A 24788-nucleotide genomic window follows, 5' to 3' on the forward strand; every position below is an offset into this window, starting at 1 on the left:
AGGGGTTCAGATGGTCTTGCAACTCATCGCTGAAGGGGGAAATCCATGAACCCGCCAACCTTCGATGAATACTGGCTCGGCTATCTCGCTGGTCATTCGAAACCTTCGACCCGGCTTATCCACTACCTCGGCCTGTTCTTCGCGCCGATCGCCGGCGTCGCGGCGTCATTTCTTGTCGTCTGGTGGGCCTTCCTCGTCATCATTCCCATCTTCTATCTTGCTGCTCTGCTTACCCATCCTTTGCTCGAGCACAACAGCAACAAGCCTTTCGCGGATCGCCCTCTGTGGAGCGCCATCGCGCTGCTCCGTATGCTTGCACTCGACCTGACTGGAGGCCTTGGCCGCCACCTTAGGCGAGTGAACGAGGCCGCCCGACAAGCATGACAATGGCGGTCGTCGCTCTCTGCTCGGCCATTCTGCTGTTCGCAGCCGGCTTTCATCTCTATTGGGGTCTCGGCGGTCACATCGGCGTTGGCGTTTCGCTCCCGCAGCGCGAAGATGGCAGCACGGCCATGAAGGCAACGGCCTTCGGCGCCACAATTGTGGGGCTGATACTGGCGCTGGTGCTGCTGCTCATTCTTGGCCTCGTCGGCGTGATCCGTTTGCCGGTGCCGCAAGAATGGCTGAAGGCAGCCATGCTCTTTTGGGCGGTCGTCTTCAGCGCGCGAGCGCTGAGTTGGTCGAGATATGTCGGTTTGTTCAAAAAGGTCAGGACAACGCGCTTCGCCAGCTATGACACTTTGCTTTTCAGCCCTTTGTGCCTGGTTTTGGGGATAGGCTTTTTCTATCTGGGGCTGACCGACCACTTGCAATGACCTGCCGACCATCATTCGCCAGCGCTTGAATTCCGGTCTAGAATAGGAAATCGGCTTCGTGTATGGAGCCGCGATCCCCCGTATGGGGCCGGGAATGGCGGAGTATAGGCCGCTGGAAAGAGCGTTGGGTGCAGCGATGACGAAATGGTCGCCGAATTCGTGGAGAGCAAAGCCGATCAAGCAGGTTCCTGCCTATCCGGATCTTGCCGCGCTGAAGAACACGGAAGCCCAGCTGGCGACGTTTCCACCGCTGGTTTTTGCAGGTGAGGCGCGCAAGCTGAAGAAGCAGCTCGCGGCTGTCGCCGCCGGCGACGCCTTCCTTCTCCAGGGTGGCGATTGCGCCGAGAGTTTTGCAGAACACGGCGCGGACAACATCCGCGACTTCTTCCGCGTGTTCCTGCAGATGTCGGTCGTGCTGACCTTTGCCGGCGCACAGCCGGTGGTGAAGGTTGGCCGCGTTGCCGGCCAGTTCGCCAAGCCGCGCTCGTCCGACAACGAAACCAAGAGCGGTGTGACGCTGCCCAGCTATCGCGGCGACATCATCAACGGCATCGAATTCGACGCCAAGTCGCGCATTCCCGATCCTGCACGGCAGGAGATGGCCTACCGCCAGTCGGCGGCGACGCTCAACCTTTTGCGCGCCTTCGCTCAGGGTGGTTATGCCAGCCTGGAGAATGTGCATCGCTGGATGCTCGGCTTCGTGTCCGACAGTCCGCAGGGCGAGAAATACGAGTCGCTCGCCAACCGCATCACCGAGACGATGGACTTCATGACGGCCGTCGGCATCACCTCGGAAACCAATTACGCGCTGCGCGAGACCGATTTCTACACCAGCCACGAGGCGCTGCTGCTCGGCTATGAGGAGGCGCTGACCCGCGTCGATTCGACCTCCGGCGATTGGTACGCGACATCAGGCCACATGATCTGGATCGGCGACCGCACGCGCCAGCCCGACCATGCCCATGTCGAATACTGCCGCGGCATCAAGAATCCGCTTGGCCTGAAATGCGGTCCGTCGCTGACGCCGGACGGCTTGCTGGAACTGATCGACCTGCTCAATCCGGAGAACGAACCCGGTCGGCTGACGCTGATCGCGCGCTTCGGTTCCGACAAGGTCGCCGACTATCTGCCGAAGCTGGTGCGCGCGGTGAAGAAGGAAGGGCGCAGCGTTGTCTGGTCGTCGGACCCGATGCATGGCAACACCATCGAGGCCGCCGGCTACAAGACGCGGCCGTTCGACCGCATCCTGAAGGAGGTGCAGACCTTCTTCGAGGTGCATCGCGCCGAAGGCACCCATCCGGGCGGCATCCACGTCGAGATGACCGGCAAGAATGTCACCGAATGCACCGGTGGCGCGCGCGCCATCACGGCCGAGGAGCTGCAGGATCGCTACCACACGCATTGCGACCCGCGCCTCAATGCCGATCAGGCGATCGAACTGGCCTTCCTGGTTTCGGACCTGCTCAAGAAGAGCCATCCAGTCCAGCACAAGCAGGCCGTCAACGGCTGATCTTCGCCGCGATCCGAATGAACCCATGAAAGAGGCGCCCGAGAAATCCGGCGCCTTTTCTGTTTTCAGCTCAGCACCCGCGCTCCCGGCGCGCGCCGACGGGACGGGGATCGGCAAAGACCGATAATATCAGTCCTTCTTGTAGAGCAGCCAGCTCTTGCCAGCACGGCTGGCCATCGTCGAGTGCCTGGTGACGCGGTTGCGGCCGCTGACCTTGGAGCGATAAAGCGCCCGGTCGGCCTTGGTATAGAGGTCTTCGGGCCCATCGGCTTCGGATGCCATGCAGATACCCATCGAGACAGTGACGGTGCCGTAGTTCGTGCCGGTCTGGCTGCTGGTGAACGGCGTCTGTTCGATCAGCGCGCGAATGCGCTCAGCGATCTCGCAGGTGGCGTCCTCGCTGGCGCCCTCGATGATCAGCGCGAACTCCTCGCCGCCGGTGCGGGCGACGAACATGTCGCCGCGGATGCTGGTCTGGAGAATGTCGGCGATGATCTGGATGATCTTGTCGCCAACCGGGTGGCCATAGCGATCGTTGATGTCCTTGAAACGATCGATGTCGGCAAGGATCAACGCGTTGAACAGGATGCCCTTGTTGCTGTTGTAGATCCTGGTGATCTCCTTGTCGAAAGCGCGGCGATTCCAGATGTGGGTCAAGGGATCGGTATCGGCCAGCCGCTTGTATTCCTCAAGCTTCGACTTGACGCTCTCAAGCTCGGCGGTCTTGTCGCTGAGCGTCGAGGCGACCTGCCTGCCGTGGTCGATCGTCGAATTGGTGGCAATTGCCATGGCGTTGGCGATCTTGTGCAGAAGATCCTGGGAGAGAAGGCTGCGGCTGCTCAATCCGCTCGATGTTTCATCGAGAATCCTGCCATATTTCTCGATGTGGCTGCGTTCGCTTCTCAGCAGTAGCGCGACGTCCTCGAGCTCCTTGGCGATGACGTCTCGCGCATGCTCGACGATGCTGGGCCCATGGTTATGTGCAAAGAAGGTGCGCCCGATCTGGTCAAGCTCGTCCTGTGTCGGCCGGTTGCTCAGCGAAACGACGGCGAGGCTAAGCTCGCGATTGATGCCGCTCAGCGCTTCGTAGAAGATCTCATAGTTGCGCGGCAGTCCGAGGACGCCCAGCTGGCGCATCGTGGCGACAACCGTGGCTGCGATGTCGGTGCTTCGTTCGGTCTGGATTGCTGCCGGCTGCATCTTCGATTCACTCTTCCCCTCGGAGCCCACCGTGAAATTTCCGCGGGTTCCAATTGTCGCCGACCAGGGGAACGCTGCCCGACAGTCCAGAACAATTTGCGAAGAGACGCGTCCCACCCACGACCTTCACTTGCCGCGACCATAAATGCGGCAGCGCTAAAGTTTCCTTAATTCGCGGGGATTGCGCCGGTTTTTCTCTACCTGGGGCTGTAGAAGCTCTAATTTGAGCATCAACAGTCCGAGACGACGCCAGCTTGGTGGCCTTGAATTCGAAGCTGTTCCAACATTGAACCGAATTTCGGATTCGCGATACCATTGCATGTCGCATTTGCTTGCGTGTGGCGGCCGTAAAGCTGGAATCCTGGCGCCGATGCCGATGCCAGGCAGAGTTTCTTCAAGGAGGGCTCGAAGTGAGTGACAGTCACCGGGGATCGTGTCTGTGCGGAGCGGTTCGCTTCAGTACGCGCGGAGCGCTGCGCGGCGTCGTCTATTGCCATTGCTCGCAGTGCAGGAAGCAGAGCGGACACTTCTATGCCGCGACCAACGTTGCCGACGCCAACATCGTGGTCGAAGGTGCGGAGAGCATCACCTGGTACGAGGCGTCTGTCTTCGCCAGGCGCGGTTTTTGCAAGGCATGCGGATCGCTGCTGTTCTGGAAGCCGCGCGACCAGGACTACATTTCGATCATGGCTGGATCGTTCGACAGGCCGACAGACCTCCAGGGCGAATGCCATATCTTCGTCGGCGACAAGGGCGACTATTATTCGATCGATGACGGGCTGCCGCAGTTTGAAAAGTCGACGCCTGCCATACCGGTCGCCGAATGAATCTTGGACAAGTCGCCTTATTCCATTGATCTGGCCAGCCATTGCATTATCCCGTGCCGGTGATTCGGAAAGGGGTTTGGCATGCAGCGGCTGATCGACGCTTTTTTCAATTCGGTGCGGGCGTTTCGCAAGCTGGCGGTCAGCGAGAAGGCTTTTCAGCAGGAACTGATGCTGCTTGCGCTCGCCTTGCCGCTCGGCTGGTTTGTTTCGATCTCGTGGCGCGGCTATGCCCTGCTCATCGGGGCGGTGCTGCTGCTGATCATGGTCGAGGTGCTGAACACAGGCATCGAAGCGGCCTGCGACGCCTTCAGCCGCGAGTTCAATGTCGACATCCAGCTGGCCAAGGACTGCGGTTCGCTGGCGGTGCTGATTTCGGTGCTGATCGTTGCCGGCGTCTGGGGCATCGCCATCATCGAGCGGATCATGGGCCTACCGATCTAGACGTCGGCGTCCTTCGGATCGGCGAACTTGCGACCCGGGAGCGGGACAAGCATGGGAACGTGCCGGCGATAACGCAGGTAGGTCGTGCCGAACTCAGCGATCAGATCCCGTTCCTCGAATTGCAGCCCGACCAGGATGTAGGCTGTGGTCAGTATCGCGAACAGCAAATGGCCGGCGGTCATCCCGGGCGCGGCCCAGAACGCGAGCAGAAAGCCCAGCATGAGCGGATGCCGCACGATCTTGTAGAGCAGCGGCGTCTTGAACGATTGACCGGGGATCTCGGCCCCGCGCAGCGCGAAGAAAGCCTGGCGCAGGCCGGATAGATCGAAATGATCGATCATGAAGGTCGAGGCCAGCACGATCGACCAGCCGAGCCAGTAGACGCCGATCAGGAACCAGGCCGCAATTCCGTCGACCTGCCAGATCTGTATCGGGATCGGCCGCCACTGCCAGAACAGCAGCAGGAGGATCAGGCTGGAGAGCAGCACGTAGGTGCTGCGCTGGCAGGCCACCGGAAGGATCGTGGCCGACCATCGTTTGAAGGCCGGGCGCGCCATAATGCTGTGCTGAACTGCAAATAGGCCGAGCAGCAGCAGGTCGACGACGATGGCCTCGCTCACATTCGCCGGGCCGCCGACGTCGATCGATTTGGGTACGAGATAATTGCCGACGAAACCGAGCGCGTAGAGAAATGAAACAAGGAATGCGGCATAGCTCAGGATGGCGTAGAACAGGATCAGGAGGCGTGCGAACATGACTGTTTCCCTATTGTGCCTGCGGCAGCGGTGCCGCATGCAAGAGCCTGCGACAGCGAACGGGCTCGATCAGGCCTGACTGTTATCCATGGACCGTCCCCCGCGCGTCTCCTGGGGCGCCGACAGGCAACGGGAGATTTCATGACAGGGTTCTCGCTTCAGACATTCGGGTTCCCGGAGATCCACGGTGACGACCGCCCGATCAAGTTGAACCTGCGCAAGGGTCTTGCACTGCTGATCTATCTCGCGGAGGCCCGGGGCGCTGTTGCACGAGAGGTCATGGCCACGCTGCTGTGGCCCGAAAGCCCCCTCGAGACCGCCCGCGCGCGATTGCGGCGCATGCTTCATCGTATCGAGCTTGTGCTCGGCCAGCATGTTTTCGAGACCGACCGCACCAGCGTGCGGTGGTCTCCCGCGGTCGAACTGAAAGTTGACTCGCATCTGTTCGAGAGCGCCTGTGACGGAGGCGCTTTCGAGGAAGCCTGCCTGCGCTATCGGGGTGATTTCCTCGCGGGCTTCTCTCTGCACGATTGTCCCGAGTTCGACGATTGGGCGTTCTATCGCCGCGAGGCGCTCAGGGGGCGGCTGATGCATGGACTTGAACGCCTCGTGCACGACAAGAATGCCGCAGGCGAACATTTTGCCGCTGCAGCGTACGCGGGACGCCTTGTTGAGCTTGATCCGCTGAGCGAGGTGTATGGCCGGCATTTGATCCGCAGCCTGCTGCTTGCCGGCGATCGAAGTTCGGCGGAACGACACCACGCGGCACTGAGACAGCGGCTGCGTGACGAGCTTGGGATTGCGCCCGAAGCCGCAACCGAAGCGCTCCTGGAGCCCACCACGGCGCCACTGGCCCATGCTGTACCGACAACGCTTTATGTAAAGGGCGCCGGCGTACACCTGGCGTATCAGACATACGGAAGCGGCGAGCTGGATATCCTGATCATGCCCGGCTTCGTGTCGCACGTCGAACGGCTTTGGGAGCATCCCTCGTGCCGGGCATTTCTGCTTTCATTGATGACGCTTGGGCGGCTGATCTTGTTCGATCGCCGGGGGATCGGGCTGTCGGACCGGGTCGGATTGGCCCCGAGCGTCGAAGTCACGGCCGAGGATATCGGCACCGTCCTGCGGGCGGCGCGCACGCGTCGGGTCGTCCTGTTCGGGGCGTCTGAATGTGGGCCGGCATGCATCAAGTTCGCGGCCGATGAATCCCACATGGTGGCTGGCCTCATTCTGTTCGGCTCATTGGCCAAGGGCTGCTGGGCGCCGGACTTTCCGTACGCGTTGCGGGCAAGCCAATATGACGCTTGGCGCCAGCAGCTCGTCAGCGAATGGGGCGGCCCTGCCGGGATCGAAACCTTCGGGCCGAGCCTTTCCCGTGATCCCCAAGCGCGGGCCTGGTGGGCCGGGCTGTTGCGCGCGGCCTCCAGTCCCGGCGGCATTTGGGCCGTGCTCAAGGCGTTGCGCGACACCGACGTGAGACACCTCCTGCCACGGGTTTCCGTGCCCACGCTGGTGCTGCACCGGCGGGATGACCGGGCCGTGCGTATTGCGGCGGGCCGCGATATGGCAAGCCAAATCGCTGGCGCTCAATTCGTTGAACTCGACGGTAATGATCATTGGTTCTTTGCGGGCGCTCAGCAACCGGTGCTCGAGGCAATCAAGCGGTTCGTTAGCGCTCTGCCGCGCGACAGGAGGCGAACGCGGTAAGGCCGGCTCAGCGGCTCAAGCATCCATCTGGAGCACCGGCTACCGGCCGGGCGTCACGACGCGGCGTCTCAGGCGATGATGAGAATTATGTCTGCTATAGCCCTCCGGCCTTTCGATCCCTACATGGTGGTCACCAAAGGAGACCGTCATGAGCGAGGCCGCCAATTTTCTGTTGCTTGAGCGGGCGCGGCTGCCGGACGATCTGCGCTGGCTGGCCGAAAAATACCCGCGTGAAAACTGGCAGGGCCATGCCAACATCCATGGCGTCGCCACTATGTGGCTGCAGCGGCACGACATGTTCCGCGAACTCGGCGGCATGCTGACCAACGGCATTGGCGACTATCGCGAGGGCAGACTGACGGCGGCCGACTTCGCGCGCTGGTTCGCGCCGCGCCTCAATCATTTTCTCGGCCATCTCGACGGTCACCACAATGTCGAGGATCATCACTATTTTCCGGTCTTCGCCCAAGCGGAGACGCGCCTGAAGCGCGGTTTCGAGATTCTCGATGCCGATCATCACACCATCCACGAGGGGCTGGAGCGCAATGCCGAGGCAGCCAACGCCTTTATCAAGACGCTTCAGGAGAGCGAGGACAGACAGCGTTTCGCCGCCGACGCGTATGCCGACGAAAACGGCCGGCTGATCGCCATGCTGACCCGGCATCTTGCCGACGAGGAAGACCTGATCATCCCGCTGATCCTCGACCGGGGCGATCGGGCGCTTGGCATAGACTGACGATCAACTCTCCCTGGCGCGCCACACTGTTCGACGCGATGATGGATCGCGTCCGTCATGAGGGCTGGGTCTGGGGAGTGAGCCGTTCGTCGATCCACTTCAGCCGCTCGGCCATCCGCGCGATCTCATCGCGCATGCCGATGATCTGGCTGTGGCGCAACTCGTCCAGCTTTTCGTGCAGCGCCATGATCTCGATTTCGGCCTTGAGATTGACCTCGTAATCATGGGCGGCGTCGATGCGGTCGCGCGCGGCCTGACGGTTCTGCGACATCATGATCACCGGCGCTTGCAAGGCAGCGATCATCGAGAGGACGAGATTGAGGAAGATGAAGGGGTAGGGGTCGAACGAATCTCGCCCCAGCAGCCACCAATTGGCACCGATCCAGAGGATCAGGAAAGCGATGAAGGACAGGATGAACGCCCACGAGCCGCCGATACGGGCGATGGCGTCGGCGACACGGTCGCCTGCATCCTGAATGCCGGCAAGGCTGTTGTTGATGTCCCGAGATATGGGCTTGCGGTCGACGGTACTCTGCAGCACCCGCCTTTCAAGCTCGCTCAGGTTCTCCGGATTTCGCCTCAGCCAGCGGTTGGCCAGTTCCGGCACGGTCTTGTTCATGGATGTCTCCGTAGAAAAGCATCGGCTTGGCAGCCTGGTTTCCATATAGGAAGATGCCGGGTCGTCAAAAGCACGACATGGAGATGGGAGCAGAATGCCAGATTTCGCCAGAATCCGCGCGCGTGCGGCCAAACGCAAGGGCGGCGAGGCGGAGCTTTCGTCGTTGTTGGGGCCTGTGCCCGACAATGCCGCCGTGGCCGACATCACGGACGATCGCATTTTGTCGACGATGGCCGAGCGCGTCTTTGCCGCCGGTTTCGTCTGGCGCGTCATCGAACAGAAATGGCCGGGCTTCGAGGAGGCTTTTCTCCACTTCGAACCGAAGCGCCTTTTGTTCCAGCCTGATGATTTCTGGCACGATCTGACGGCTGACAAGCGCATCGTTCGCAATCCGCAGAAGATCAAGTCCGTGCGTGACAACGCCGCCTTTGTCGAGCGCGTATCGAAGGAGCATGGCGGCTTCGGCAAATTCCTTGCCAACTGGCCGGCCGGCGATCAGGTCGGGCTGATGGCCTATCTTGGCAAGCATGGCAGCCGGCTCGGCGGCAACACCGGGCAGTATCTTCTGCGCTGGCTGGGCTGGGACGCCTTTGTGATTTCAGGCGATTTGGCGGCGGCGCTACGCGACGCGGGCCTCGACATCGCCGAGAGCCCGACCTCGAAGAAGGATCTCGACAAGATCCAGGTGCAGATCAACACCTGGGCCGCGGAGACGGGCCTGCCGCGCCGGCACATCTCGCGTATCCTGGCGATGTCGATCGGCGAGAACAATTCGCCGCAGTCGTTGCGCGAATATATGGGCGATGATTGATCGCCGACCGTCCAGCCACGATTGACGTCCGTCGTTCGGTCTGGAGTGGTCCAAACGAACGCCATTGCCCGGCCAATTCCGCCGCGCTAAACCCGCAGGCATGACCAAGAAGCCCGATATCCTGCGCATCGCTGTTGCCCAGCTCAATCCGACCGTCGGCGACGTCGCCGGCAATCTCGCCAAGGCACGCGAGGCGAGGGCGGACGCCGCCCGCCAGGGTGCCGACCTCGTGCTCTACACCGAGCTTTTCCTCGCCGGTTATCCGCCGGAGGATCTGGTGCTGAAGCCGGCCTTCCTGAAAGCCTGCGAGCGAGCGGCACAGGACTTTGCCGCCGATACAGCCGATGGCGGCCCGGGCGTCATCATCGGCACGCCACTGAAGCGCAAGAGCGGCACGCACAATTCGATCGTCTTTGCCGATGGTGGCAAGATCATCGCCGAGCGCTACAAGCTCGATCTGCCGAACTACGGTGAGTTCGACGAAAAGCGGGTCTTCCAGGCCGGGCCCGAGATCCAGGGACCGGTCAATTTCCGCGGCGTGCGGATCGGAGTTCCGATCTGCGAGGACATCTGGGGCGATGTCGGCATCTGCGAGACACTGGCGGAAAGCGGGGCGGAAATCCTGCTGGTGCCAAACGGCTCGCCTTACTACCGCGCCAAGATCGATGTCCGCCACCAGGTCGTCATCCGCCAGGTCATCGAATGCGGGCTGCCGATCATCTATGCCAACCAACTCGGCGGCCAGGATGAGCTGATCTTCGATGGCGCATCCTTCGCCATCGGCGCGGACAAGACACTGGCGTTCCAGATGAGCCAGTTCGAGGACGCGGTCGATGTCACCACCTGGAACAGGCAAGGCGATCATTGGGTCTGCTCGCAAGGGCCGATGTCGAAGATCCCGGAGAGGGAGGAGGCCGACTACCGCGCCTGCATGCTGGGCCTGCGCGACTACGTCAATAAGAACGGCTTCAAGAATGTCGTGCTCGGCCTGTCCGGCGGCATCGATTCGGCGATCTGCGCGGCCCTTGCCGTCGATGCGCTCGGTGAGGAGCGTTTGCGCGCGGTGATGATGCCATACCGCTATACGTCGAAGGACTCGCTCAAGGATGCCGAGGACTGCGCCCGCGCGCTCGGCTGCCGATACGATATCGTGCCAATCTTCGAGCCAGTCGAAGGGTTCCTGCACGCGCTGACACAGATGTTCGAAGGCACCAAGGAAGGCATCACCGAGGAGAATTTGCAAAGCCGTGCACGCGGCACCATCCTGATGGCGATCTCCAACAAATTCGGCTCGATGGTCGTCACGACGGGCAACAAGAGCGAGATGTCGGTCGGCTACGCCACGCTCTATGGCGACATGAATGGCGGCTTCAATCCGATCAAGGACCTCTACAAGATGCAGGTCTATGCGCTGTCGCGCTGGCGCAACAGCCGCGTGCCGCCGGGCGCGCTCGGGCCCTCCGGCGAGGTGATCCCGAAGAACATCATCGACAAGGCGCCGTCGGCGGAATTGCGCGAGAACCAGACCGACCAGGACTCGCTGCCGCCCTATCCGGTGCTCGACGATATCCTCGAATGCCTGGTCGAGAACGAGATGGGCGTCGACGACATCGTCGCCCGCGGCCATGACCGGGCGACGGTGACGCGCATCGAGCATCTGCTCTACATCGCCGAATACAAACGCCGGCAGGCGGCACCCGGTGTGAAGATCACCAGGAAGAATTTCGGCCGCGACCGCCGCTACCCCATCACCAACCGGTTCAGGGATCGCGGCTAGACGCCGTTTCCCGAGCGAAAGTCCGCGCCATGCCGCAGGGCGAGTGCAGCCATGCCTGACTGTGAAATCAGCTTCGACATGTCCCGGATCGATTTCCGGGCGACATCCGACCTGTTGATGGCAAGCTATTGGGGTGCCGGGCGCAGCGACGAGATGCATCACCGCGCCTTTGCCAATTCGCTTTGCGTCGGCGCTTACAGCGAGGGCAAGCAAGTCGGCTTCGGCCGGGCGATCACGGATCGCACGGTGTTCGCTTATCTCGCCGATATCATCATCTGGCCCGGGTATCGCGGGCAGGGCATAGGTAGCCGCCTCGTCCAGGCCCTTATCGACCATCCGGATGTCGGGACTGTTTTCCACTGGAGTCTGTCGACCAGTGACGCACACGGTGTTTACGAGAAGCTGGGCTTCAGGGCATCGACCGATGGTCGATACATGCGCCTCGATCGCGTTCCGCAATGAAGCGCGCGCGGTGATGGCTTACATCAGCCGTTGTTGCAAAATAATCGCAGTCGTTGGATCAGATACGCTTTTGGTGTGAGCTCGTCTTGGCGATGCACCAGGGCGTCTCTATAAGGGCCTCTCCGCGATTGATCTGCGGGAGGTCCGAATGGCAGTATTTCAAATGGTAATGCGAGGCCGCGAAGCCTAGGTCTCATCGGGCGCTCGGCGAAGGTCTGCCCTTCGTGCCGAGGCTGGATCGAGGACAGGCTTTTGCCGATGCCGGTCGCCGCCCGACTCTGGGCGCGACGCCAAATATGCCACTCCGCATTCCGGGCAATTGTTGGCCCCTTGCGGCTTCTTCAATTTTCGACCTTACCGGGATCGGGCTCGTTTGCGCCCGAATGACATCATGGCTCGTTTTAGAATCGATTTGCGCGCCAGCGCCTTTCGCAGCGTTCTTGGCTTCACGCTCACCCATTGGCGGCGCCAGCCATGGCGGCTTTCGCTCATCATGGGCGGGTTCCTGCTGTCGACGCTGGCCGACGTCTTGACGCCGCTCTATTCCGGCCGGCTGGTCGATGCCGTGGCCAGCAGTGCCGGCGCCGACGCGATTGCCTGGAATGCCGCGATGACGGCGTTTTCGATGTTGATCGCCCTGGCTCTTGCAGGCGTCGTGCTGCGCAACCTGGCCTTCATGGGGATCGTCGAGCTGACGCTGAAGATGATGGCCGACATCGCCGCCGATGCCTTCCACCGCGTGCAGCGCTTTTCCACCGACTGGCACGCCAACAGCTTTGCCGGCTCGACCGTGCGCAAGGTGACGCGCGGCATGTGGGCGCTCGACTTGCTCAACGATACCATCCTCATCGCGCTCTTGCCGTCGGTCGTCATGCTCGTCGGCTCCACCCTGCTGCTCGGCTGGTTCTGGCCGCTGATGGGCGTGGTCGTTGCCGCAGGCTCCGTGCTGTTCATCACGGTGACGGCGATGCTGTCGCTTGGCTATGTCGCGCCGGCGGCGAGGCTTGCCAACACCTGGGACACGCGCCTCGGCGGTTCGCTGGCCGACGCGGTGAGCTGCAACGCCGTGGTCAAGGGCTTTGGCGCCGAGGAGCGCGAGGAGCGCCGCCTCGCCAGGGTCGTCGCCAAATGGCGTGCGCGCACACGGCGCACCTGGGTACGCGGCACCATCAACGGCACCACGCAAGGGGCGCTGCTGCTGGTCATGCGCGCCGCTGTGATCGGCCTGGCGCTGATGCTGTGGTCGTGGGGGCAGGCGAGCGCCGGCGACGTCGCCTTCGTGCTGACCTCGTTTTTCGTGCTGCAGGGTTATCTCAGGGATATCGGCACGCATATCCGCAATTTGCAGCGTTCAATCAACGACATGGAGGAACTGGTCGATTTCCAGTCCGAACCGCTCGGCATCGAGGACCGGCCCGGCGCAAAATCGATCCGGATCACGCAGGGACGCGTCAGCTTTGACAACGTGACCTTTCACTATGGCAACCACCGATCGCCGCTGTATCGCGACTTTTCGGTCGATATCGCGCCGGGTGAACGTGTCGGGCTCGTCGGTCATTCGGGTTCGGGCAAGACGACTTTCGTCAAGCTCATCCAGCGGCTCTACGACGTGAACGCGGGAAAAATCCTGATCGATGGCCAGGACATCTCGCTGGTGGCGCAAGCATCTCTGCGCGGGCAGATCGCCATCGTGCAGCAGGAACCGATCCTGTTCCATCGGTCGCTGGCCGAAAACATCGCCTATGCCCGACCGATGGCAACGCAGGCCGAGATCGAGCATGCCGCGAGGCTGGCGAGCGCGCATGATTTCATCACCAGCCTGCCGAAGGGTTACGGCACGCTGGTCGGCGAACGCGGCGTGAAACTGTCGGGCGGCGAGCGTCAGCGCGTGGCGATCGCGCGCGCTTTCCTTGCCGATTCGCGCATCCTGATCCTCGACGAGGCGACATCGAGCCTCGATTCGGAATCGGAGGTGCTGATCCAGCAGGCGATGGAACGATTGATGGTCGGCCGCACCACGCTGGTCATCGCGCACCGGCTGTCGACGGTGCGGGTGCTAGACAGGCTGCTGGTCTTCGATCGCGGCAACATCGTCGAGGAAGGCTCGCATGACGAGCTGATCCGGCTGAAGGGCGGCATCTACCGCCGTCTGTTCGAGCGCCAGGCGCTTGAGCTGACCAAGGGACTTGTCAGCTGACCCGGGGGGGCCTCCAGCTTTGGCCGGAGGTCACCTCTATCAGGCGCTATCAGCCGGGCAGGGTGGCGCGGGGCACAATCGCGGGGCGGAGCCAAACCTGTCGCGAGAGCGCATCGACGGGCGTGAGATGTCCGAAATCCTGTCACGCAGCGTATGCCGGCCGAGCAAATCCGCGTGTGAAGTCCCTTCCGGATCCTGAGTTTTGAGACGTTTTGTTTATAATACCGATCGAGATATGTTGTTTCTACCTTTGGTTGAGTCTATATTTACAAAAAACAACCCAGAGGCGGCCTACGATAGCCTGGGATCCGATTGATCAGCGCAGGATTTCACCCTTCGGCCGACGTCCTCCATAGGCTCACGATGCATCTTGTTTCCGCAAATGCCGCTCCGGAAAAGGTGGCTGCGCCATCGGTGCTGGAATCTCGGCGCGGCTCGGTTCGCCCGCTCGGTGCCGAGGATCTTGAGCGCGTCGCCGCACTCTTCCTGACCAAGTTTCGCCGGCGGCGTCGCCTGTTCGATCGCGCGATCGCGGAGACGGCCGAGTATATGAGAGAGATTTATCTCGACCCTGCCGGCCAGTCCGGTGCGAGCAACGCTCTTGTCCAGATCAACCGGCAGGGCCGTCTGGGTGGGTTCCTCGGCGTCCTGAAAGCCCGCTACGAGCTCAACGGAGCGGCATTGAATGCGGCCATCATCGGTCCGCTCATGGCAGACCCCGACACCGATCACGGCTCGGCCGGACCGCAATTGCTGCGTGCCGTGCATCAAGGCGAATTCGATCTGCAGCTCACCGATTCGGCCAACCGGATATCCTTGGCCTTCGCGCGTCCGATGAAGTATCAGCTCCTGCCGGTGCATTGTCTGGGATGGACCTGTATTTTCCGGCCGGCCGCGATGGCCGCCGCCGCACTGCGCCGTAAATGGCCCGGCCTGCCTCGCTTGGCACTCGATCCCTGCGCGCGAGCATTCGATGCTCTTGCGAAAGGAAGGTTCGAGCCCCCCGTCCAGCTTTCATCGTCGCAACGGGTCCACCGTGAGCCGATCGATGCCGCGCAATTTGCCGAGCGGCTGCCGACCCTCCTGTCCGATTACTCTCTTCGGCCGAGTTGGAAGGATGGCGAGCTGCCTCGGCTGCTCGCGCTGGCGGCCGAGAAGCGGGCGGACGGCCCACTTCATTTCGGTGGGACTTACGACGAAACGGGCAAGATGCTCGGTTGTTATGCCTTCTACGGTCAAGCCGGCGACATCGCGAGCCTGTTGCAGATCCAGGCGTCGGGATCTCATTGGGGCGCGACGTTGGATGGCCTTGTCGCGGCCGCTTGGGATATGGGCTGCGTGGGCATCACCGGGCAGACGCAGAGCAAGTTCATGCCTCAACTTTTCGGCTACAAGAACCTCTTCTTCCGCTATGCCGGGGGGACGATGGTCCACTCGCGAAACGCTGAGGTCACGGAAGCGGTCCGCTCCGGCGACATCTTTATCGGCGGATTGATGGGCGACCGATGGACCCGCCTCGGTTCCGATGACTTCGGTCGCTGATCGCCTTCAACGACCTGTTCGTCGGCGCCAGCCCTTTGCGAGTTGACCTATGGCGACCGGACCGGGCGGCAGTCGTCGAACGGCATCATTATCTCGACCGGTGTCGGCTCCATCGGCTGGCTACGCCCGGTCATGGCGGGGCGTCGCCGGTCTGGCCGCCGCCTATGCGCCGCCCGAAGCGCACGCCGCCCCCGGTCTTTTCATTGCGCGCGCCATGTTCTATGTCTGCCGCACAGCGCGGGGGCGCGTCTTGTCAATCACAAAAGCATCCGGTACGCCCCGCTCATGACAGTCACCGTTCGTTTCGCCCCGTCGCCGACAGGCCGCATCCATATCGGCAATGCGCGCACCGCTCTGTTCAACTGGCTGTTCGCCTTGAACAACAAGGGCCGCTTTATCCAGCGCTTCGACGACACCGACATTGCCCGGTCGAAGCAGGAATTTTCCGACGCCATCCTCTACGACCTGCATTGGCTGGGTATTTTTCCGGACGCCACCGAATATCAGTCACGGCGCTTCGAGGTCTATGACGCGGCGGTCGAGAGGCTGAAGGCGGCTGGCGTTCTCTATGCCTGCTACGAAACGCCGGAGGAGCTCGATCTCAGGCGCAAGGTGCGCCGCACGCGTGGCCTGCCGCCGGTCTATGGCCGCGAGGCCTTGGTGCTGACGCGAGAGCAGGTCGCCGAATACCAGGCCGATGGCCGCCGGCCGCACTGGCGCTTCCTGCTGCCCAATTTCTCGAGCGATCCGCAGCAACCCGAGCGCACCGAGGTCCACTGGAACGATCTGGTGCGCGGCGAGGAAACCGTTGATCTGGCCTCGCTGTCCGATCCGGTCCTGGTGCGCGAGGACGGCACCTATCTCTATACGCTGCCCTCCGTCGTCGACGACATCGAGATGGGCGTCAGCCATGTCATCCGCGGCGACGACCACGTCACCAACACCGGCGTGCAGATCGCCCTGTTCAAGGCACTGGCTGCCGAGCCGCCGGTGTTCGGCCACCACAACCTCTTGACCACGGCCTCGGGTGAGGGACTGTCGAAACGCACCGGCGCGCTGTCGATCGAAAGCCTGCGCGAGGACGGCATCGAGCCGATGGCCGTTGCTTCGCTTGCCGTGCTGGTCGGCACGTCGGAGAATGTCGCGGCGGTGCCGACGATGGCTGAGCTTGCCGAACGCTTCGATCCGGCGGCGACATCGAAATCTGCGGCCAAGTTCGATCCGGACGAACTGTTCGTGCTCAACCGGGCACTGTTGCATCATATGCCGTTCTCCGAGGCGCGAGACCGGCTGATCGTGCTTGGCGTCTCGGGTGAGCAAGCCGAAGCTTTCTGGCTGACGGTGCGTGGCAATCTCGACAGGCTGGCCGATGCCGTGAACTGGTGGCGTATCCTGCGCGAGGGGCCGCAGGAGAAGCCGGAGTTTTCCGATGACGACCGCGATTTTCTTGGTCAGGCGTTCGACCTGTTGCCGGAGGAGCCCTGGGGCGGGACGATCTGGAAGGACTGGACGGGCAAGATCAGGGAAGCGACCGGCCGCAAGGGCAAGGCGTTGTTCATGCCGCTCAGGCTCGCCCTTACCGGACTGCCTTCGGGGCCGGAGCTTGCAGATTTATTGCCGCTGATGGGTCGGGAAGGAACGCTGGCCCGACGACCCTGACCTTGCGCTGCTCCGGCGGCAGGGCGGACACTGGCGACGTCACCGGCTTGACGGAAAGCCGCTTGATGGCTTCGCGGTCAAGTCCGCCTTCAATGTTCGCCAGCGTCTCCGGGTCGGCGCCCGGATCGGGCTTGGAAACCGGGACCGGAACGAGCGGTGCCGCCTCGGTCTCGGGCCGCGCCTGCTGCTGATATGGCGGATTGCCGCCGATGATCTGGAAATTCTGCGCCGCGTTGCAGCCGCAGGCCGGCGGCCGCGATATGTTGGACTGCTTGTAGAGATAGGCGGTCGGCAATTCGCTGTAAGGCCTGCCGGTGACCGATGACGTCATCGATGCCGAATCGTCGTCCATGCCGCGCGAATAGAAAACCTGCATCTCGGTGCCGGGGCAGCTCGATTCGCAATTCTTCTGGTCGCGTTCGAAATCGCTGACCGAGGCGGCATTCGACATCGGAAAGAAGTAGCCGTCGCAGGTGCGCACGCAAGTGGTATGGAACTCGCCGCCGACGCTCGGAAAGTCTGGTATGCCGGGTTGGTTGAGCACTCGGACGTTGCGCTCCTCGCCGGGATCGTCGGACTGGTCGAGTGTGTCGAGCGAATCGATTTGCCGGCTATTGCCACCGAAAAGCTGGTCGAACAGGTTTCTGTTGCCGTCTTCGCGGTTGGCTTCCTGCGGCGGCGTGCGCCGTGGGGCAATTGTGTTGTCGTCATCACGGCAACCATTGGCGTCGAGCGCCGCCAGGATGCGTCCGCGATCACGACGCGAGCCGCCGCCGTCCGCCAGCCGCTCGCGTTTGCTTTGCAGGGCATCGAGATTGGCATTCATGCGCTCGATGGTGGCATTGAGCCCGGCACATTGATTGACGTTGCGGCCGAACAGCGAAAAGCCGCAGCCGGCGCTGCTGGACTGGCTGCGGGCCTTCGAGATCTGCTCGCGTTGCCTGGCGATGGCGGCGTCGTATTTCCGGATCAGGGCCGGGCCACCACCGCCACCGCGCGAGGCCGCGGCAAGATCGGCCTCCAACTGGCGGCAGACCCTCGGAGCGGCCTGTGGCTCGGTGACCGCGGCGCCAGAAAGCAAGAGGCCAAGCAGCACGGCAGCATGCGCCTGCTTCCACCCTCCGCTTGTCATCCGCCCAACTCCGCCTGACCGTCCGCAAGGCTACCGTGTTCGCGGTTAACCGCAGTTTACCGCGAAATTGGCATTCAGCCCAGATTGGCGATCGCCTGTGCCTGCTGTGCGGCTTCGGCGATCGCCAGCGCTGTCATGTTGACCACGCCGCGCGAGGTCACCGACGGTGTCAGTATGTGTGCCGGCTTGTCGGTGCCGAGCAGGATCGGACCGACATGCAGTGCATCCATCATCGTGCGCAGCGCGGTGAGCGTGATGTTGGCCGCGTCGAGATTCGGGAACACCAACAGGTTGGCTTCGCCCTTCAGCCGTGAGTGCGGGTAGACACGCTGGCGCAACTGCTCCGACAGGGCCGAGTCGGCATGCATCTCGCCGTCGCACTGCAACTCGGGCGCAATCCGCGCCAGGATCGCCGCCGCCTGCCGCATCTTCAGCGCGCTCGGCGCATCGCGCGAGCCGAAATCCGAGAACGACAGCAGGGCAGCCTTGGGCTCGATGCCGAAGCGCCTGATCTCCTCCGCCGCCAGAATGGTCATCTCCGCGATCTCCTCCGCCTTCGGATCAACCGAGACATAGGTGTCGGTGAGGAAGATGATGCCGCGCTGCGAGATCAGCATGGACAGCGTCGACAGGTCATGATCCCTGATGCCGGCACGCTGGCCAATGATCAGGGTGACATTGCGCAGATGGCGGGCAAAGCGGCCCTCGAGGCCACAGATCATGGCGTCGGCGTCGCCGCGTTTCAGGGCGAGTGCGGCGATGACCGTGTTGTCGGTGCGCACCATGGTGCGCGCGGCCTCCGTCGTCACGCCGCGCCGGCCTGCGAGCTCGATCAGCAGATCGACATAATGGCGGTAGCGCGGGTCGTCTTCCGGGTTGATCAGGCCGAAATCGACGCCGGGCTTGATGCGCAGTCCGTAGCGCTTCAGCCTGACCTCGACCACATGCGGCCGGCCGATCAGGATCGGCTCGGCGATGCCTTCCTCGAGCACCACCTGGGCAGCGCGCAACACGCGTTCGTCCTCACCCTCGGCATAGATGACACGCTTGGCGCTCGACGCCTTGGCCGACGAGAACACCGGCTTCATCACCAGTCCGGAACGGAAGACGAAGCGATTGAGCTTGTCGATGTAGGCGGCGAAATCGGTGATCGGCCGTGTTGCGACACCAGTGTCGCAGGCTGCCTTGGCGACGGCCGGGGCGATGCGCAGGATCAGGCGCGGATCGAAGGGCGAGGGGATCAGGAACTCGGGTCCGAAGACCGGCGTCTCGCCGGAATAGGCACGCGCGGCGACATCCGAGGGCTCCTCGCGGGCAAGCGCCGCGATCGCCCGCACCGCTGCCATCTTCATCTCTTCATTGATGGCGCTCGCGCCGCAGTCCAGTGCACCGCGGAAGATGTAAGGAAAGCACAGTACGTTGTTGACCTGATTGGGAAAATCCGATCTCCCCGTGCAAATCATCGCGTCGGGCCGGGCGGCCCTTGCCACCTCCGGCATGATCTCCGGGTTGGGATTGGCCAGCGCCAGGATCAATGGTTTTGGCGCCATGTGCCGCAGCAGTTCCGGCTTCAGCACGCCTGCCGCCGAGAGGCCGAGGAAGACGTCGGCGCCGGGGATGACATCGGCCAGCGTGCGCGCCTCGGTGTCCTTCACATAGGGGTCTTTCCAGCGGTCCATCTCGTCGATTCGCCCCTTGTAGGCGACGCCGAAACGGTCGGTGACCCAGATGTTCTCCACCCGCGCGCCAAGAGAAACCAGCAGATTGAGACAGGCAAGGGCCGCCGCGCCGGCGCCCGAGGTGACGATCTTGATGTCCGAAATGGTCTTGCCGGCAAATTCCAGTCCGTTGAGCACGGCGGCGGCGACAATGATGGCGGTGCCATGCTGGTCGTCGTGGAACACCGGGATGCCCATGCGGGCTTTCAACTGCTCTTCCACCTCAAAGCACTCGGGCGCCTTGATGTCCTCGAGGTTGATTCCGCCGAAGGTCGGCTCCAGCGCCGATATCGTCTCGACCATGCGCTCGATGCCCGGCGCGTCGATCTCGATGTCGAACACATCAATGCCGGCGAACTTCTTGAACAGGACAGCCTTGCCCTCCATGACAGGTTTGGAGGCAAGCGGTCCGATATTGCCGAGGCCAAGCACGGCCGATCCGTTGGAGACGACGCCGACCAGATTGGCGCGCGCCGTATAGTCGGCGGCGGTCGCCGGATCGTCGCGGATTTCGAGGCAAGGGGCGGCGACGCCCGGCGAATAAGCGAGCGCGAGGTCGCGCTGGTTGCCGAGCGGCTTGGTCGCCTGGATCTCGAGCTTTCCCGGACTTGGATATTTGTGGAAGTAGAGGGCGGCTTCGTCGAGATCCGAACGTGCCGTTTTCTTGTTCTCGCCTTCCATGCGGCCGCTCCCTCGAAATCTGCTTGAAGAGTCCTTTTAGCATGCGGCCAAGCTTTTTCGCGACGCTAATCGACGCGCCGGCGGCTCTACCCGGCGGCGCGTCCAAAACAACGATCTATCAAATGCTTATGCGGATTTCATGCCAGATGAGTCTTGCTGCTTGACAGGCGTGTCGATCAAAAGGCGCTGACGTAGAGACCGCCGTCGACCGGTATGTTCTGCCCGGTCAGATAGCCGGCATGGACCGAGCACAGGAAGGCGCAGATCTGGCCAAACTCCTCCGGCGTGCCGAGCCGCTTGGCCGGGACGTCGGCGCTGAGGCGGGTCTTGCGCGCGGCGGCAGCGGCGGGGTCTTCGACCGTGCCGGCCTCATGCGGCCCGCGCAGCCGGTCGGTATCGAGCTTGCCCGGCAGCAGGCTGTTGATGGTCACGTTGCGATCCACCACCGTGCGTGCCACGCCGGCGAGGAACGATGTCAGGCCGGCGCGCGCGCCCGACGACAGATCGAGGCCAGGGATGGGAACGTAGACCGACAGCGAGGTGATGTTGACGATGCGGCCAAAGCCGCGCGCCGCCATGCCGTCTATGACGGCCTGGACCAGTTCGATCGGCGTCACCATGTTCTGGGTGACGCCTTCGAGGATCTTCGTGCGATCGAGTTCACGGAAATCGCGAAGCGGCGGGCCGCCATTGTTGTTGACGAGAATGTCCGGGTCCGGACAAGCCGCGAGCAGCGCCTTCTGCACCTCGGGTTTCGAAACGTCGCCGACCACCTCCTTGACCGCCACGCCATGACGCTCGCGCAGCTCGGCGGCGGTTTTTGCCACCAGTTCGGCGTTGCGGCCGTTGACGACGATGTCGCAGCCGGCCTCGGCCAGCGCCATGGCGCAGCCGCGCCCAAGTCCCTTGCTCGAAGCGCAGACGATAGCCTTCTTTCCGCGAATACCGAGATCCATGATGATTTTCTCCTCTTGAGCCGGCGGCAAGCTAGTCCCACGGCTGGACCAATCGCAACCGTCATACGGTTGTTGCATGAATCGGGGCATAGCCTGCGCGAAAGCAAGGGTGAAATCGCGATGTCCGGCCAAGAGCCCCGCACTTTTCGCAGCATGTTCATTTCCGACGTCCATCTCGGATCGAAGGCGGCGAAGGCCGAATTCCTGATCGACTTCCTTAGATATCACGACGCCGACATCATCTATCTTGTCGGTGACATCGTCGATGGCTGGCGGTTGCGGCGGAGCTGGCACTGGCCGCAAGGCCACAACGACGTCGTGCAGAAATTGCTGCGCAAGGCGCGCAAGGGCGCCAGCATTACCTACATCGCCGGCAACCACGATGAATTCGCGCGCCAGTTCCAGGGCGTGCATTTCGGCGGCATCGTCGTCGCCGACCGCGCCATCCACGAAACCGCCGACGGCAAACGCCTGCTCGTCATCCACGGCGACCAGTTCGATACCGTCGTCCACAACGCGCGTTGGCTCGCGTACCTTGGCGACCACGCCTATGACGCGGCGATGCTGGTCAACCGGGTCGTCACGCGGCTTCGTCAACTGCTCGGCCTGCCGTATTGGTCGTTCTCGTCCTGGGCCAAGGCCAACGTCAAGAAGGCGGTGAACTTCATCGGCTCGTTCCAGACCATGCTTGCGGAGGAGGCGCGCCGCTCGCATGTCGACGGCATCATCTGCGGCCATATCCATCATGCCGCCATCGAGAATTTTGGCGATGTCCAGTACATCAATACCGGTGACTGGGTGGAAAGCTGCACCGCCGTTGTCGAGCACTTTGACGGCCGGATGGAAATCCTGACCTGGGCGCAGGTGCTGCCCGAGGCGCCGGACGAGCCCTTCATCCCGATGCTCATCGAGGACCGGGTGGGGCAGGCGGCATAGCGCCGGAGTTCATTTCGGGCCTGGGATCAATCGATTAGGCCAACCGGTTTCGCCCGGTTTTCGCCCATGTTAAGGGATCGATACGCGTTGCCGTCCGGTCGAGTGCAGCGTTATTGGATCGATTCATGTCCCTGCCGCCGCTTTCTCCCGAACAACTCGTCAAGCCGCGCCATTTCGAACTGCGCATCAGCCTGATCTTCGCGACGCTGTTCGTGCCGCTCGGAACGCATCTGCCTTACTTCCCGCTGTGGCTGCAGGCCAAGGGTTTCCATGCCGAGCAGATCGCCGTGATCCTGGCGGCACCGATGTTCCTGCGCGTGGTGACGACGCCGTTGCTGACCGCGCTGGCCGACAGGGCCAGGGATCGCGCCGATGTCTATGTCGCGCTGGTGGCCTCGGCGCTGCTCTTGTCGGCGGGTTATTTCCTGACGCCGACCTATGCCATGATGCTGGCGGTGTCGCTGGCGCTGACCATCGTCTGGACGCCGCATTCGCCGATCGCCGATTCGCTGGCGCTGTCGGGCGTGCGCCGCTTCGGCTCGAACTACACCGGCATGCGCAAATGGGGCTCGATCTCCTATCTGTTCGCCAATGTCGCCGGCGGCTTCATCCTGTCGGCAACCGGCCCTGGAGCCGTTCCGGTGATCATCTTCGTATCGCTGGCAGCCGCCCTTGCAGCCGGCTTGCTGGCGCCGCGCCTTGGCCGTCCGCGCCGCTCGTCGCCGCTTTCGGCCACCGACATCCAGCAGTCGGCGCCAAAACTTCTCAACCCGTATTTCCTGTATTTTTCCATCGGTGTCGGCGTCATCACCGCCAGCCACGCATTCCTCTACGGCTTCGTCTCGATCTACTGGAAATCGATCGGCATCGGCGACTCGGTCGTCGGCTTGCTGTGGGCATGGGGCGTGGTGTCCGAAGTCTGCATGTTCATGATGTTCACCCGCTTTTTCGGCGCGTTCTCGGTCGTGACGATCATGATGATGGCGGGGGTTGGGGCCGTCGTGCGATGGATCGCCTTTCCCCTGGTCTGGCCGCTTGGCCTCGGCGTTGCCGGGTTTTTCGGCGTCCAGACGCTGCATTCGGTCTCGGTGGCGCTGGTGCTGATCGGCCTGCAGAAGATGATCGGCGAAACGATTTCCGAGGAGCGGACAGGCGCCGCGCAAGGCATCGCCTATTTCTCCAACGGGTTCTTCATGGCGGTGGTGACGCTGGCGTCCGGCCCGCTTTACGACCGTTTCGGCGTCGACGGCTTCTTTGCCATGATCCCGATCGCCTTGATCGGATTGATCCTGATCGGGCTTGCGGCGCGCTCAGCCCCACAACGCCGTATCGGGCGGTGACACCCGAGATCCCTGGTAGACAAGGCCGGGCACTCGGTCGCGGGCAAGCAGCAGCGGACCGTCGAGGTCGACGAAATCGGCGCCCTGGGCCAGCAAGACGGCCGGCGCCATTGCCAGCGACGTGCCGACCATGCAGCCGACCATGATGCTGAAACCGAGTTCGCGGGCGCGATCGCGCAGGACGAGCGCCGCCGTCAGGCCGCCCGATTTGTCGAGCTTGATGTTGACGGCGTCGTAGAGGCCGGCAAGCGCTTCGAGGTTTTTGGCCTCGTGCACGCTTTCATCGGCGCAGATCGGCACGGGATGCGCGATATGGCGCAGGATCTCGTCGTGACCGGCCGGCAGCGGCTGTTCGATCAGCGCGATGCCTTGCTCGGCGGCAAAGGCAAGGTTTGCAACGATGTTGTCGTCGGTCCAGCCCTCATTGGCGTCGAGGATGATGCGGCTGTCGGGCGCCGCTTGCCGGACGGCGCGGATGCGGGCGATGTCGTTGTCACCACCGATCTTGACCTTGAGCAGCGGCCGCGTTGCATTGGCTTGGGCTTGCGCCGCCATCGCCTCCGGCTCGCCCAGCGACAGCGTGTAGGCCGTCTCCAGTCCCGATAGTGGAACGGCGCCAATTGCGGTAGCGACGGGTGTTCCGCTGATCTTCGCCTCCAGATCCCACAGAGCGCAGTCGATGGCGTTGCGGGCAGCGCCTGCCGGCATGGCGTCCAGCAAGGCCGTCCGGCTGATGCCGCCGGCGATCCGGTCGCGCATCGCCTCGATCGCTGTGCGCACACCATCCATGGTCTCGCCATAGCGCTTGTAAGGGACGCATTCGCCACGGCCGGCGTGGCCGCTCTCGCTGATCGTGCAGGTGATGACCTCTGCTTCCGTCTTCGAACCACGCGAAATGGTGAAGGTTCCGGCGATCGGAAAACGTTCGGCCTCAACCGAAATGACACGCGCCATATTTTTCTGC

The 24788-nt window shown here is 62.7% G+C and carries 22 protein-coding genes; 15 read left to right on the forward strand and 7 right to left on the reverse strand.

What is annotated here, in order from left to right; genetic code table 11:
- Positions 1–45 precede the first annotated feature (45 nt).
- The 3 genes from OOJ09_RS12090 to OOJ09_RS12100 all read left to right on the forward strand — a co-directional run bounded on the left by OOJ09_RS12090 (position 46) and on the right by OOJ09_RS12100 (position 2325).
- A complete protein-coding gene (locus tag OOJ09_RS12090; protein WP_269905434.1) occupies positions 46–384 on the forward strand; it encodes a DUF962 domain-containing protein in 339 nt (112 codons plus the stop codon).
- A gap of 2 nt (positions 385–386) precedes the next feature.
- Complete coding sequence (locus OOJ09_RS12095) at positions 387–815, forward strand: DUF3995 domain-containing protein (protein WP_269905435.1); 429 nt, start codon at positions 387–389, stop codon at positions 813–815.
- 136 nt (positions 816–951) lie between these two features.
- Positions 952–2325 (forward strand): class II 3-deoxy-7-phosphoheptulonate synthase, encoded by a 1374-nt coding sequence (locus tag OOJ09_RS12100; RefSeq protein ID WP_269905649.1) that lies wholly within the window; start codon positions 952–954, stop codon positions 2323–2325.
- Between the two features lie 129 nt (positions 2326–2454).
- On the opposite strand, the gene OOJ09_RS12105 is transcribed toward OOJ09_RS12100, so the two are convergent.
- Complete coding sequence (locus OOJ09_RS12105; RefSeq protein WP_269905436.1) at positions 2455–3525, reverse strand: GGDEF domain-containing protein; 1071 nt, start codon at positions 3523–3525, stop codon at positions 2455–2457.
- 410 nt (positions 3526–3935) lie between these two features.
- Between OOJ09_RS12105 and OOJ09_RS12110 the strand changes: the two genes are divergently transcribed.
- A complete protein-coding gene (locus tag OOJ09_RS12110; RefSeq protein WP_269905437.1) occupies positions 3936–4352 on the forward strand; it encodes a GFA family protein in 417 nt (138 codons plus the stop codon).
- 81 nt (positions 4353–4433) lie between these two features.
- Entirely contained in the window at positions 4434–4793 is a 360-nt protein-coding gene (locus OOJ09_RS12115) for a diacylglycerol kinase (protein WP_091575119.1), read from the forward strand.
- Here the strand turns inward: OOJ09_RS12115 and mddA are convergent.
- Positions 4790–5548 (reverse strand): methanethiol S-methyltransferase, encoded by a 759-nt coding sequence (gene mddA / locus OOJ09_RS12120; RefSeq protein ID WP_269905438.1) that lies wholly within the window; start codon positions 5546–5548, stop codon positions 4790–4792. The genes OOJ09_RS12115 and mddA overlap by 4 nt on opposite strands.
- Positions 5549–5689: 141 nt before the next feature.
- Here mddA and OOJ09_RS12125 point away from each other — a divergent pair, with 141 nt between their 5' ends.
- Together OOJ09_RS12125 and OOJ09_RS12130 are read left to right on the forward strand one after the other, a co-directional pair.
- Positions 5690–7258, forward strand: coding sequence for an alpha/beta hydrolase (locus tag OOJ09_RS12125; protein WP_269905439.1), 1569 nt, complete (start codon positions 5690–5692; stop codon positions 7256–7258).
- Between the two features lie 148 nt (positions 7259–7406).
- Positions 7407–7994, forward strand: a complete 588-nt coding sequence (locus OOJ09_RS12130; RefSeq protein WP_269905440.1) for a hemerythrin domain-containing protein — start codon at positions 7407–7409, stop codon at positions 7992–7994.
- Positions 7995–8049: 55 nt separating this feature from the next.
- Here the strand turns inward: OOJ09_RS12130 and OOJ09_RS12135 are convergent, their stop codons facing one another.
- Entirely contained in the window at positions 8050–8613 is a 564-nt protein-coding gene (locus OOJ09_RS12135; protein ID WP_269905441.1) for a DUF1003 domain-containing protein, read from the reverse strand.
- A 94-nt stretch (positions 8614–8707) separates the two neighbouring features.
- Here OOJ09_RS12135 and OOJ09_RS12140 point away from each other — a divergent pair, with 94 nt between their 5' ends.
- The 6 genes from OOJ09_RS12140 (at position 8708) to gltX (ending at position 17061) form a co-directional block, all read left to right on the forward strand.
- Complete coding sequence (locus OOJ09_RS12140; RefSeq protein WP_269905442.1) at positions 8708–9424, forward strand: DNA-3-methyladenine glycosylase I; 717 nt, start codon at positions 8708–8710, stop codon at positions 9422–9424.
- 100 nt (positions 9425–9524) lie between these two features.
- Positions 9525–11201, forward strand: a complete 1677-nt coding sequence (locus OOJ09_RS12145) for an NAD+ synthase (protein ID WP_269905443.1) — start codon at positions 9525–9527, stop codon at positions 11199–11201.
- Positions 11202–11252: 51 nt separating this feature from the next.
- Positions 11253–11663 carry a GNAT family N-acetyltransferase gene (locus OOJ09_RS12150; protein ID WP_269905444.1) on the forward strand — a complete coding sequence of 137 codons (411 nt, stop codon included), beginning with the start codon at positions 11253–11255 and terminating at the stop codon, positions 11661–11663.
- Between the two features lie 391 nt (positions 11664–12054).
- Complete coding sequence (locus OOJ09_RS12155) at positions 12055–13860, forward strand: ABC transporter ATP-binding protein (protein ID WP_269905445.1); 1806 nt, start codon at positions 12055–12057, stop codon at positions 13858–13860.
- A 363-nt stretch (positions 13861–14223) separates the two neighbouring features.
- Positions 14224–15402, forward strand: coding sequence for a hypothetical protein (locus OOJ09_RS12160; RefSeq protein WP_269905446.1), 1179 nt, complete (start codon positions 14224–14226; stop codon positions 15400–15402).
- A 285-nt stretch (positions 15403–15687) separates the two neighbouring features.
- Positions 15688–17061, forward strand: a complete 1374-nt coding sequence (gene gltX / locus OOJ09_RS12165; protein ID WP_269905447.1) for a glutamate--tRNA ligase — start codon at positions 15688–15690, stop codon at positions 17059–17061.
- Here the strand turns inward: gltX and OOJ09_RS12170 are convergent.
- The 3 genes from OOJ09_RS12170 to OOJ09_RS12180 all read right to left on the reverse strand — a co-directional run bounded on the left by OOJ09_RS12170 (position 16979) and on the right by OOJ09_RS12180 (position 21548).
- The gene (locus OOJ09_RS12170) at positions 16979–18193 is read right to left on the reverse strand and encodes a DUF2865 domain-containing protein (RefSeq protein WP_269905448.1); all 1215 of its coding nucleotides are present in this window, start codon (positions 18191–18193) and stop codon (positions 16979–16981) included. The two genes, gltX and OOJ09_RS12170, sit on opposite strands and share 83 nt — an antisense overlap.
- A gap of 74 nt (positions 18194–18267) precedes the next feature.
- Complete coding sequence (locus tag OOJ09_RS12175; RefSeq protein ID WP_269905449.1) at positions 18268–20592, reverse strand: NADP-dependent malic enzyme; 2325 nt, start codon at positions 20590–20592, stop codon at positions 18268–18270.
- 176 nt (positions 20593–20768) lie between these two features.
- Positions 20769–21548, reverse strand: coding sequence for an SDR family oxidoreductase (locus OOJ09_RS12180; RefSeq protein ID WP_269905450.1), 780 nt, complete (start codon positions 21546–21548; stop codon positions 20769–20771).
- 120 nt (positions 21549–21668) lie between these two features.
- On the opposite strand from OOJ09_RS12180, the gene OOJ09_RS12185 reads away from it, so the two are divergent.
- The gene (locus OOJ09_RS12185) at positions 21669–22484 is read left to right on the forward strand and encodes a UDP-2,3-diacylglucosamine diphosphatase (RefSeq protein ID WP_269905451.1); all 816 of its coding nucleotides are present in this window, start codon (positions 21669–21671) and stop codon (positions 22482–22484) included.
- Between the two features lie 125 nt (positions 22485–22609).
- Positions 22610–23824, forward strand: a complete 1215-nt coding sequence (locus OOJ09_RS12190; RefSeq protein WP_269905452.1) for an MFS transporter — start codon at positions 22610–22612, stop codon at positions 23822–23824.
- Here the strand turns inward: OOJ09_RS12190 and dgcA are convergent.
- Positions 23795–24778 (reverse strand): N-acetyl-D-Glu racemase DgcA, encoded by a 984-nt coding sequence (gene dgcA, locus OOJ09_RS12195; protein WP_269905453.1) that lies wholly within the window; start codon positions 24776–24778, stop codon positions 23795–23797. The genes OOJ09_RS12190 and dgcA overlap by 30 nt on opposite strands.
- Between the last annotated feature and the right edge of the window lie 10 nt (positions 24779–24788).

The organism is Mesorhizobium qingshengii, assembly GCF_027563465.1.
Classification (GTDB): Bacteria; Pseudomonadota; Alphaproteobacteria; order Rhizobiales; family Rhizobiaceae; genus Mesorhizobium; species Mesorhizobium qingshengii_A.